Origin of the sequence: Xenorhabdus hominickii (genome assembly GCF_002632725.1) — a bacterium.
Lineage (GTDB): Bacteria > Pseudomonadota > Gammaproteobacteria > Enterobacterales > Enterobacteriaceae > Xenorhabdus > Xenorhabdus hominickii.
This window is the reverse complement of record NZ_NJAI01000006.1, coordinates 1-11,228: the sequence shown is the minus strand read 5'-3', so window position 1 is coordinate 11,228 and position 11,228 is coordinate 1. Positions and strand designations below refer to the sequence as shown.

Below are 11,228 nucleotides of genomic sequence, written 5' to 3'. Positions count from 1 at the left end.
ACTGAACCTATTGATCGATAAATCTGAGCGGGGATAAAGGGATTTACCGCGCCAATGGCTGCGGATGCGATACCATGAAGATTCATTTCTCACCTTTTTTCTGGTACAAAAAAACCCCGCATTGGCGAGGCTGGTTTTTGGTAATGCAATAAATTATTTAGATAACACTATCGACAAAAGCACAAATATTGATGGAAATAAAAAGAACATAGCCGATATTGGAAAAAATACTCTGCTAAATTTTGTTTTAAATATACATGCCGGAGCTATAAGACCTACCCCTATAGGAATAGTAACGCACCAAAATAAACTAAATAGAACAATATAAGCATCAAAAAGCGAAGCTATTGTTTTCATCATTTCTTCCATTACATATTCCCTCATAAGTCCATTGTCATTCTCCAGAATATATCAATAATCCCACCAGCTCACTACCGTCTTAACTGGCGTTAATTGACTGATTTTCACCACATCAGGCGAGGTGGTTCCTCACTTACCGCAATCAAGTGAAACTGATAAGTTGATTATTTCACAATCAAAAAAAAGGAATAAGAAGAATGGCAAATTACTTGGTTCGAGTTGAGATATATGACGCTAGTTATAAGGAATATGATGAATTACATGAAAGAATGCTCCGTCTTGGGTTTTATAGACGCATCACATCCTCTGATGGCAAAAATCATAACCTACCCGATGGTACTTACTTTGGAACATCTGATTGGGAAAAAACAACTATCTTATCTCGTGTAATGAATGCGTCCAAACCGCTTTCGAAAAGAGAACCCGCAGTTTTTGTTGGCGTATTAGCTGACTGGGCAGCGTCACTGTATCAGTCTAATTGACCATTACAAACTACGGGGACTTGACCATCTTTAGGCAAGTTGGCTCGTCTGATAATAATCATATCGGCGACCAACTTTATAGCTTGGTCAAAGGTTATACCTTCTTCTTTTGCTAGTTCGTGTACCATTCTTTCAGGTTTACTCATTCTTATGCTCTCGCAGTGACTTGAGCTAGCTATTCCGTACTCACAGGCTGAATCATAAAGCTTTGAAAACCCTTTAACTAAACTTTCAGCCAGATTTTCCAGTCTGGCTGTTTGCTGCTCCTTGCACTCATTGTCAACTAAGACCAATTCGCGGATAGCAATCATTTTATATACTTCAATTGCGGCTACTCTCGCAACATCTGGCAACTCTTCAAATTTCATAATAACCTCAGTTCATTTATTTGAATTCGGTGTCGGGTTTTCTTTTATTCCCCACCTTTAATAACTTCGTAATCAATCGCCCCTTCCATACCGCCAGTATCAATCAAGGTTTTATCGTAGTCCTTGATGCCTTTGCGCTCTTTAGCGTCTTGTGTGGATTGACTATTTTTAGGTGGTATGTTTTTCCTAATGCTCTCTTGAATGTCAGCCGCCATGATCATACCTAGTGTGTTAAATGCCGCCTCTACACTGCTTTCATCTTGCGATTGCCCTCGTAACTGGTCGCCAATCAGCCGCTTCCACTCATCAGATTTGTTAGCAATTGTGCTTCTCATAAAAGGGCGAGCCGGAATATTTCGCGTACCAAATTCATTGGCAGCAGCATAAGGGGCTATTTTTTCCCCAGTGTCTTCATTGGTTGCACCCGCCAGCACCCCTGCGCTCACTTTGATATTGAGATTTCTGGAGATACGGGAAAACGCCGCTTTCAGCTTGTCATTGGTTGCCATAACTCACCCCCACGGATGGTAGTGTTTCACCGCTGAATAACGTCCACCGACCACATATTTACGAGTGGCCTGCAAGTACATTTGCCCGCACGGGGTAAGCTTAAACCACGACGCATTAGCGGCATCAGGCACGGCAAACGAGACACTGACTGAGCCTTCTGTAGCACTGGATGCTGGCCCTGCCTGATTATTGTTCCCCCATAATGTCACTGTGGCAATGTGGCAAACCAGCAGGTACAGCAGCGTCTTGCGTTCCTGTGTACCATCAGGCTCATAGGGAATATCCGAATTATCAGAGTTATCGAGCAGCAAACAGGCCACATCAAAGGCCTGCTGTAACTGCCCTTTAGTCAGGATGCCTGCAAAGCGGGGATACAGCTCAAGGAACGCGTCACTATCAAATGTGACGATAGCCATCAGGCGCTCTCCTTAGCGGGTTCTGTTGCCGTCTTACTGGTATCAACAGGTTCGCGACCGTGACGAAGTTCTTTTTTCTCGGAGGCTTTATCGTTAGCGCTGGCTTCTTTCTCATCCCAGACACACAGGTTATTTTTGAATATTTCCATCTCACTGTAGGTTTTCAGGATGTAATCCCACCGATCCGTATCTACGACTGTTTGCCCGTACAGACCTACGGGAAGCGTACCTTTATCCATTCCAAGTAGATGAAAGGCGTTACCCCTCAAAATAACCTGAGTTCCATCTGGCATTGGAAACTCAATACCATGCGGGTGATTCAGGCGGACATTAACGGTTTTTCCTTTTGACATGCTCTTTCTCCGGCATAAAAAATGGCCTCCTGAGAGACCATGATTTTTTAATTGTTGTGTATGGATTACATACCTGTCATTTGCGCTATCGCAGCAGGAATACGAATTACTGCGCCATAGGTAGTTGCTGTGAATTTCTGAGAGAACGAAGACAGCTCAGGCACAATACGACCCGCCCTCATTTTCTCACCAAAGCCCAGCAATCCCGTTTCCATCCCTGCCACTTTAGGGGCGATCAGTTGGATAGTTTCGCCACTTGGACCACCTAATTGTGGCAGACTGACCAACTTGAGATTACTAAAGTAGGTCGTCAGCATTTTCATAACAGAAACGTTAAAGTCAGTGGCATCCCCAAGTTGCACACGCAATGTTGGTGATATAGCCAGAATCAATTCGTCACTTTCAGAAATTAACCCTTGAGTCTGATTAACCAAGCGCGCAAACAAGTTCAAGATATCCCGATAGCGTTGCTGTGTGTTTTTATCCGCCCACTTAGTGGAGCCTTTTTCGCCAGAGGGAGCAGCCGCGATTGCAGGATTGAGATTCGGGTCATTCAGGGCACCATAAATCTCTCTTCCTGCCACCCCCAGCAAATAAAACTTATTACTGTCGATATCGATAGTGGTAGCAGCGGAGCGTTGCTTATCTGCGGCTAGATTGATTTTCGCGCCAGAGGCCATATCAGTCTCCAGATCGCCGTACTGAATTACTGTTTGATAACGGTACTGTTCGCGAGTGTGCCACTCATTATTCGTTACAGATTTACCGGAATGTCCGAAATCTGAATAAGCCGCTGTATTACCAGCCACTTCATTGATACGCCATTTGAAATACGGCGTTGTCCAGTCTCCGCGTTTTTCTTCTCCATACAGCTCACGGGCATTACGTGGTGCTGTCAAAATATCAATGACAGTTGGGTCTACGTAAGCCAATAATTCTGCCGGCACACTGGAGTTGGGTGAGGTGATTAACGCCGCATCCTGAATCAGTCGTGGCATATTGTCACGGGTAATCCATTCACGTGCGCCGTTGAAAATAAAGCCATAGAGCTTGGCTTGTTCAAAAGAAGGTGTACTCATTCTGTTCTCCATGCACGCATGACAAAGCCCACCCGTTATTTCAGAGTGTCGTCATGCGTGAATAATGTCAGTTGGATAGTTAGGCGGTATGCCAGTTAGAAATGATGGCGAGATTACTGTCAGCGTCGTAGTATTTGACAATCCAGTCGGTTTTGACGTGACCGTCAATCGTGGCTTTCGCATCCCCTGTTTGAATACTGCCATCAGTCGTGGAGGCAAACACCGTCTGACCAATGGACGCATTCTGATTGGTTGGCGCACACCAGAAATCACCCCGCACCGCAACTGTAACATCCGTTTGGTTAGGAATGGTCATGGTTGCAGACGATATCAGGTTATAGTTGTAGTACGCCAGTATGCGTTCAACAAAGCCCACCGGTGCATCTTTGCCCGTTGAGGAGGCTTTCACTTGTTTGAACGGATCAGTGCCCGCAAAGACGAAATGGCCGATAGTGATATTACCCTCTGACCTCGGATTACCCTGCGTGTAAATGACCGTGTTTTGCGTGGCTCTGTCACCGGGAACCGCCGGCGCGTAGTACAGGCCGACTTGTTTTTGTAATGCCATGATGACCTCTTAAATTTTGATGTTTTTCAAGCCTGCGAATGGCCCTTCCAGACTGCTTGGGGCGGTATCCATCACCGGCGTTTGAGCGAATGCAGAAGGCTTTTGTGCTGCCAAGATGTCTACCATGCCTTTATACGCGGTCTTGTCGTATTTCTTGGGGTCATAGCCTTTGTTTTTCAGGGCGTGCGCATAAATCGCTTCGGCGCTGTCAAAGGCCATCACATCCACGTCACCCACCAGCGAGCGGACTTTTTGTCCGGCTTCATTCAGTGCCCTGAAATGTGCTTTAGCCTGTTCAACTGCTTGGTGACGAATAGTGTTGGCATCCAATGTTATCTTTGGATTGCGATCCATTGCGGGTGGTCTCTCTTTTTTTTCCTCTGGGGGAGGATTGTTCACCGTGTTAGGGTCTGCCTGATTATTATCACCGACAGGATTAGATGCCGAGTCATTCTCTGCAAGCTCATGAGCGAATTCCATACCACTGATAAAGACCTTAACGGCTTCTTCATCATCCGTCGCCAAACCCAACTCCGTCATTTTTTCTTTGACGGCATCGTTGTCTATCACGAATTCATTCTGTTTCTTATCCTCGGGTGGCAGAGCCGCATTCGGATCATCTTTCGCGATGACATCGGGTTTATCAGTTTTGTTTTCTTCTGACATCTCTTGTACCTTCAATTGAGACGGCAAGCCGTCATGGACATATACATCGGGACCCGCCCGACCTTCTTTGACCAGCGCCACATGATTCCCCCGGATGTTTCGCATCACGAAATCATAAGCGGCACCGTTAAACTCACCCGGTGTAAAGTCGGGTTCAAAAAAATAGCCGCAACTCAATTCCTTGAGTGAGCCATCTGCAATAGCATCAATCGCCATCTGGTCAGTCACGGTTAAGGCATTATCCAGATAGGGTGAGTCCCATATTGGCGTTGTTCCAATCGAGCCAACCCTCAGCTCTTTTAACGGCTGTTCTGCGCTGTCCTGTTTATGAATATAAAGCAGGGGAACACCGTTAAATGTTGACTGGGCTTTCTCCAATTCATCCCCTGGTCGGTAACCGTAATAAAGCTGACCAGGTTCTAATCCCAGATCTTCCCAACCGGGAATTTCCCGCCCGATATAGGGCACCACCTGTTCTTTGGTCAGATGCGTCTGTGAGACATGCAGGTAGCCATTGGCATCAATACGTCGTCGGCTTCCCTCGTCAAACACGACCGAGTTTTTTTCTTTAGACATGGTTAACCACTTCCAATTTGAGGAATGACAGGCCGGAAGTCACATTTACAATTGATTAATTCACCGGCATGGATATGTCGCTGCACATGAGGGTCATAACATCCCTCACTCAGATTGAAGCGCTGACCGTTCATCTTGATGTGCGAATCACGGTAGGATTTGCTGCCACCAGCGCGATGAATCCAAATTCCCTCTGTGATACCGGAGGATTTACAACGCTCCCGCGCAATGGCATTAGTGGCTTTGGCGTTCTGGTCACGGGCAATCGTCTTGGCGCGGCTTTCTGTCACACCGTAGCGTTTCTTTAATGCTTCTTTCAGGAAACCGACATCCCGCCCATTCACGACACTTTGTTGCACCAGCGTTTGAACCTGCGTCAGATATTGCTCAGGAATGGACTTAATCAGGGAGACTTGTTGTTCATACAGACTGTCTAAGACATTCTGTACCTCTGGCGTGACCCGCATGTTAACGGTGATGCTGTCCACCCTGAGCTTATTTCTCACTGAGTTTGACGCATAGGTATTGGCACGATTGACAAACCACACAGCAATGGTTTCTGCCATCTGGTTAAACTTTACTTTCCATCGTCCCATCACCGAGAACAATTTCTGGTTTAGCTCTTTGGCGGGAGAGGCATCACCGACAATCTGGGGCTGCTGACGTTTGTATTCTGCTAATAGCCAGTAATCAACGGAATCCGCCATTTCCTGAATTAATCCCAGCATCCGGCGGTAATATTCCCGCTCCAGTCCCGCGTTGGGGCGCGTAGGTCGAGACGTTTTCGATTTCTTCTTCCTCATGATTGACCTCTGGAACCTCATCAACATCAATGCCGAAATAATCACTGTCAGGTTCGACAGACAGGCGGCGTCTGGCCTCTTTCTCCGAGATAATCCCCGCGTCAACCAGCGAGACATCTCTATCGGTCTTAGTCTTCTGTGTTTCAGCCGTAGACTTTGCGTCATCCTCATTTAAATCGACAAAATTGAATTTCACAGACTTATCTAATCGACCTAATTTGACGATTTGAATGATATCCAACGCCTTTTGTAGCCCTGCACGCAGTACTTTTTCCTGCTGACTCTTAACGTGGTCGTTGTAGTTTTTGATATCACTCTCGCCTGTCGCATTAAATCCACTGGGTGATACACCCAACAGCTTGACGGCAGGTGTCCGGTTAATTGCAACAATAAACTCCAGTGTCTGGCCAACAATATCCGTCACCCCCGATAGCGGCGTTTCAAGCTTATCGATATCTTCCATCTCTTTATCGATTGCCAACACTCCATCATTAGAGCGATGCCGAGCCATGTATGCTAATCGTCCATCGAGCGACTTGGTTGAATGCGGGTTGGTTAGAATGTCTTCCATATTGGTTTTCAGCACGGTGAGTGAAAATTTCTCTAACAGTCTGGATACTGCCGCTCGCGAATCCTGAAAATGAATGACATAGTCATAGAGTAATTGCGCCTGTGGCATTCCCATGAAGTTATAGGAGGGTTTCAGCAACACCGGAACTTCTTTGCCACAAATACGGATTAGTCGGGATACGTGAACTTCTTTCCCCAAAACCCACCAGGTGTCCGGGTTAAAATAGCGAGAGCTGAGGGGATCGGTGCTTTCATATCGGCCCGGAAAGATGTTAATCGGCTCCACCAGCACAAAGCGTTTGAAATCTTTCAGCTCTCCCGATTTATCTGAAATATCCAGCGGCACCAATAATTGATTATCGGTGACACCGGTATCAATGAAAATCATGCAGCCACCGAAGTAGCCGTCATACTCAGCCGCTTTGTTGAATATGTCTTTCACCTTGAGATCAATCAGGGCATCTTCAATGGCTTTATTGTTATCAGCGCCTTCACCCTGACCATCAATATCAACGGTTTTAATTTCAATCCACTCACGCGTCATATCATTAGCAACGGTTTCAATGCACGCCCGAATTAGCCCGTTCTGCGTTAATGATGACAAGGCGGCATAGCCCATAAATGACGGCCCCAGCGCATAACCCTGCCCATGTTCCCACGCGTGTTGAATGAGGGTGTACGCGCCCGCAGAACTTAAGGCGCTGTCCATTGCCATAACAGCCTCTTTCGGTGCGCCCAGCGTTTTCACTGGCCCATAGAGGCTTTTAACTTCATCATACGTAGGGATGTATTGTTCTGATTCCAGCCGATCCCAAATAGATTGAGACAAAGCGAATCCCCGCCGCAGCTTTTGAGCCTGACGTTTTTTTCTTGCCATAATGATGTTTACCGACGAATACGCGAATGATGCATCGCTTGGTTAATAATGTCTGGGTTCATGCTGATACCCCGTTTCTTCTGATACAAATCGCGCAGTGCCTGTGTCATGGCATCCACCACGTCATCATGTGCACCGACAGGGAAGGTGGTGATTTCATCCACGGTATCCACCACCCACGAGGCGGTGTCTTTATGGGGTAGCCAAATATTGCCTGCTTCCCACTCAGCCGTCACCGCGTGGGCGCGGGCAACCTTGCTTCCGTCCGGTTCGACGGGGATCAGGCCGGATACGGTGCTTTTGAGTGAATCAATCACTGCGGGGCCATTGGCTTTATCTTCCACCAGCTTACGGCGGCCATCGGGGAAGTCTTCCGCCATTTTCTTGACCGCTTTCAGGGTGGCCGTAAAACTCATGCGTTCGCGCACTTGATGCAATAAATAGGCGTTAGCGCCTTTCTTGCCCCAGACCTGACCGACCACGTAATCCGTGCCCTCACTGTCCTTAAAGGTCATATCCCAGCTATGGATAACCCGATCGAACTTCTCAGGTAAGTCTTTCGGCAGGTAATAGCGCACCCAATCTTCTTTGAAAATCGAGCCACCGGAGGGCTTCGGTGACTGCTGATACATGGCTGACCAGAAGTAATCACCAAACAACGCCTTTTTCTCCAGCAGGGCATCAATAGGATGCAGTTCCGGCACCAGTGCCTCGCCATGCTCATTAATGGCCGGGAATGCCAATACCCGTGCCTGACCACTGGCTTCAATCACCTTGCCGGATAAGTCATCCGTCGCCCAGCGGGTCGCCATGATGATTTCGCCGCAGTTTTTTGATAACCGTGTTTTGAAGGTCGAAACGTACCAGTTCCAAATGCCACTTTTGGTTGTCGGACTCAGGGCTTCTTTCGCGTTCTTGATCGGGTCGTCAATAATGCCCAAATCGACTTTTTTCCCCGTTAAAGGGCCGCCGACCCCCTGACTGATATAAACCCCTTTGCGCCCGACAATTTCGAAGGTCTCTGAGTTTCGCTTGGCCTCCACTTCAATCGTGACCACCCGACGCGTATTCAGTGCCGAGCCGGGGAACAGTTCCTTATATTCATCCCCCATCATGATGCGCTGCACATCACGGTTCATTTCTGAGGCAAGGTCTTTACCGTATGACAGCCCCGCGACACGCATGTCGGGGTACTTACCAAAGAAGTACGCAGGCAGATAGCGCGAGACAATATCTGACTTACCGTGCTGAGGGGGCGCACCCAATATTAAGATTGGTCGCTTACCGGCCATCATATCGAGCAGAAATTCGTCCAGTGCCACACAGACCTGACGCGAGAAATCACTGGTGATATAGTCGGGGTTTATGTACTGAATGAACTCATGCAAACTGCGCCGGGCAATTTCCCGCTCGATAGCCTCATCCAGCATTGCATTATCAATATCCATGTCAGCACCAAAGTGAGAAAAATAAGCCGTTCGCACCAAAATCACAGCGAAATGATTTTCGTGTTTTTGATAACAAATCAGTAACAAATAAAAGGCGTTAAATCAGGAAGAAGTTTTGTGTTTTTGCTTGCTTGGATAGCAAATTTACTTGAAACAAAAACTACTGGGGCGTGGAATGACCATTATGTTAAATAGGACTACTTTTCCCGATTTTTTCTCAGTTCCTGTAACTGCTCAAAACTCAGGTGACTGAGGTCGATATTGTTCGGGGTCATGGAGCCGTCAGTAGAACTCAAATCGACTTTTTTAGCCGATTCCCAGCCCATCAGATCAGCCAGTTGTTTAATCGCCGCTTTCGGGTCATGCAGTTTTAACTTGATGCCGTCTTTGCCGGTGGTCAGTTCTGAGATAGCGCTTAAGGCTGCGGGGTTCTGTAAGGCACTATCCTTGAATTGCCATGCGGCTTGGAATACGGGCTGGCCTTCTTCGTCTTTCCCTATCTGACTGTTACGGAATTCAGCAATATCATGAATAGAAACACGGCCCATCGTAGAAAGTCGCTCTAGGGCTTCTTGGCGGCTCATGACCGCATCGGAAACAGCTTCTTGGTTCATGGCGTCGAGAAAAGTTTTTACCTTAGGATTTCTTAGGATTTCGCTTGCACAGACATGGGCGGTTTCTGTTGTCTTTGCCTTGTATCCCGCCTGTTTGTAAGCATCTATCTGGTTCAGTCCTCTTAAGATGCCTAACGCGAATTTCTGCTGAAGTTTCGTTAAGGCATCAAAAAGAACCTTCTGCCCATCAGTGAGCTGGATTTTCTTTTGTGCCATTGTCTTTATTCCTTAACTTTCTGGGGAATCAATGAACCCTGTACCATATTGAATCTGTATCGCTTCTTGCAAAGACGCATCTCGCCATATGGGATCAGTCCTATCAATACTGTGAGTTCCCAACCGTGTTTTCCTGACCAGGACTTCAACTTGTAGTACCGGGCGGGATGTCAGCGTTTGTTTCCTGAATCTGAATCGCCCAGTTATACCTAACTCTCTTGCTCTCACTGGTGGTGTGTGCTCAGGCATATTTACCTCGCTTTAATTATTCAGTCACCGCATAAGACTTCAAAGCAATAACTCTACTTAGTGGGATAGTGATAAAGTCGATTCCGCTAGCGCTCTGATAGAAGCTTAAATAGTCGCCGTCATTGTCGCTAAATGGCATCTCGCGTTTGCTATATCCAATGATAGCCATGTCTTGGCCTTCAACGTATACCTCAACCCTCCAGTAGTTGAAGGTTTTTGGTCTGGCTGCACTTTCTGCAATTTGATTCCATGCCTGAAAAGCATCATCTTCCGTGTCTCTAACTAACTTAATAATATTCTTGGCGCCATTACAGCGATGCTCTACCGTAACGCAATTTGATGAGTAAATAACTGCTGCTTCATCTTCACCACAGATAGGGCACGGTTTAATTTCGAGTTCGTTTTTCATTGTTTCCCCATAAATCAGAATAAATACCTACCTCGGTTTATATTTTGATAAACACTTCCGCTGAAGTTACCAGAATCAAGATCAGAGATAGATTCAATTACAGCATTGACAGCATCCGAAAAAGGAACAGAGAAAAACTCATTGTGTAACCAATGACTCTCCAATTTTTTATGTGTCATTTTTTCAATAAGCCTGTAATCAAATCGTCTCTCTGTCACAAAGCTTTCGATAACGGAAAATCCAAATTCTTTTTTTAATTCAGTAAATCTTCCCAAGCATTTCCCACGAGCAGACATGCCGACTTTTACCTTAACGCCATCAGTGGCAACGTAAATTCGACCGCCTCTATCTATCTTCTTCTTTCTCATAATGCTTTCCTTTAGGTGGTAAGCCTAAGTTCACGCGGATAAAGCAGCCCATAGAGTTAAAGCAATACTGCTTACCCCATAGACTCACCCCGTAAGGCTCTGTGTTTGAATGCCCCGTGACGGGCTGATTTAGAATTAATTGATTGGATTAATTAGATTTAGAATTAAATAAGACCGAAGCCCAAAACCTCTACAATCCTCTATCAAGCACCCGAATGTGGATGCTTTGCAGAATTAAATAAAAGACCGCTGAGCGGCCTATCATTACTGTACGCTTTCCATGATTGAAACCATGT

General features: G+C 46.4%; 16 protein-coding genes. 1 reads left to right on the top strand and 15 read right to left on the bottom strand.

The window, feature by feature from the left end; translation table 11 throughout:
• Positions 1-153: 153 nt before the first annotated feature.
• On the bottom strand, positions 154-369 hold the full coding sequence (locus Xhom_RS27445; protein ID WP_069315428.1) for a hypothetical protein: 216 nt from the start codon (positions 367-369) through the stop codon (positions 154-156).
• A 188-nt stretch (positions 370-557) separates the two neighbouring features.
• Between Xhom_RS27445 and ghoS the strand changes: the two genes are divergently transcribed.
• On the top strand, positions 558-842 hold the full coding sequence (gene ghoS / locus Xhom_RS16965; RefSeq protein WP_069315427.1) for a type V toxin-antitoxin system endoribonuclease antitoxin GhoS: 285 nt from the start codon (positions 558-560) through the stop codon (positions 840-842).
• Here the strand turns inward: ghoS and Xhom_RS16960 are convergent.
• The 14 genes from Xhom_RS16960 to Xhom_RS16895 form a co-directional block, all read right to left on the bottom strand.
• Positions 830-1,210, bottom strand: coding sequence for a hypothetical protein (locus Xhom_RS16960; RefSeq protein WP_069315426.1), 381 nt, complete (start codon positions 1,208-1,210; stop codon positions 830-832). The two genes, ghoS and Xhom_RS16960, sit on opposite strands and share 13 nt — an antisense overlap.
• A 44-nt stretch (positions 1,211-1,254) precedes the next feature.
• Complete coding sequence (locus Xhom_RS16955) at positions 1,255-1,719, bottom strand: HK97-gp10 family putative phage morphogenesis protein (protein WP_069315425.1); 465 nt, start codon at positions 1,717-1,719, stop codon at positions 1,255-1,257.
• 3 nt (positions 1,720-1,722) lie between these two features.
• Positions 1,723-2,136, bottom strand: a complete 414-nt coding sequence (locus tag Xhom_RS16950) for a DUF4054 domain-containing protein (protein WP_069315424.1) — start codon at positions 2,134-2,136, stop codon at positions 1,723-1,725.
• Positions 2,136-2,489 carry a hypothetical protein gene (locus tag Xhom_RS16945; protein WP_069315423.1) on the bottom strand — a complete coding sequence of 118 codons (354 nt, stop codon included), beginning with the start codon at positions 2,487-2,489 and terminating at the stop codon, positions 2,136-2,138. Before Xhom_RS16945 ends, Xhom_RS16950 begins: the two co-directional genes overlap by 1 nt.
• A gap of 65 nt (positions 2,490-2,554) precedes the next feature.
• Entirely contained in the window at positions 2,555-3,568 is a 1,014-nt protein-coding gene (locus Xhom_RS16940) for a major capsid family protein (protein ID WP_069315422.1), read from the bottom strand.
• 79 nt (positions 3,569-3,647) lie between these two features.
• On the bottom strand, positions 3,648-4,136 hold the full coding sequence (locus Xhom_RS16935) for a structural cement protein Gp24 (RefSeq protein ID WP_069315421.1): 489 nt from the start codon (positions 4,134-4,136) through the stop codon (positions 3,648-3,650).
• Positions 4,137-4,145: 9 nt separating this feature from the next.
• Positions 4,146-5,378: a DUF2213 domain-containing protein gene (locus tag Xhom_RS16930; RefSeq protein ID WP_069315420.1), complete on the bottom strand. Its 1,233-nt coding sequence runs from the start codon at positions 5,376-5,378 to the stop codon at positions 4,146-4,148.
• 2 nt (positions 5,379-5,380) lie between these two features.
• On the bottom strand, positions 5,381-6,106 hold the full coding sequence (locus Xhom_RS16925; protein WP_232326249.1) for a phage head morphogenesis protein: 726 nt from the start codon (positions 6,104-6,106) through the stop codon (positions 5,381-5,383).
• On the bottom strand, positions 6,069-7,628 hold the full coding sequence (locus tag Xhom_RS16920) for a DUF1073 domain-containing protein (protein ID WP_069315419.1): 1,560 nt from the start codon (positions 7,626-7,628) through the stop codon (positions 6,069-6,071). Before Xhom_RS16920 ends, Xhom_RS16925 begins: the two co-directional genes overlap by 38 nt.
• Positions 7,629-7,636: 8 nt before the next feature.
• On the bottom strand, positions 7,637-9,076 hold the full coding sequence (terL, locus tag Xhom_RS16915) for a phage terminase large subunit (protein WP_069315418.1): 1,440 nt from the start codon (positions 9,074-9,076) through the stop codon (positions 7,637-7,639).
• A 197-nt stretch (positions 9,077-9,273) separates the two neighbouring features.
• Complete coding sequence (locus tag Xhom_RS16910) at positions 9,274-9,906, bottom strand: terminase small subunit (protein ID WP_071933832.1); 633 nt, start codon at positions 9,904-9,906, stop codon at positions 9,274-9,276.
• 12 nt (positions 9,907-9,918) lie between these two features.
• A complete protein-coding gene (locus Xhom_RS16905) occupies positions 9,919-10,155 on the bottom strand; it encodes a hypothetical protein (RefSeq protein ID WP_071933831.1) in 237 nt (78 codons plus the stop codon).
• 16 nt (positions 10,156-10,171) lie between these two features.
• Positions 10,172-10,564, bottom strand: coding sequence for a hypothetical protein (locus Xhom_RS16900; RefSeq protein WP_069315417.1), 393 nt, complete (start codon positions 10,562-10,564; stop codon positions 10,172-10,174).
• A 14-nt stretch (positions 10,565-10,578) separates the two neighbouring features.
• Entirely contained in the window at positions 10,579-10,932 is a 354-nt protein-coding gene (locus tag Xhom_RS16895) for a GIY-YIG nuclease family protein (protein WP_069315416.1), read from the bottom strand.
• Positions 10,933-11,228 lie beyond the last annotated feature (296 nt).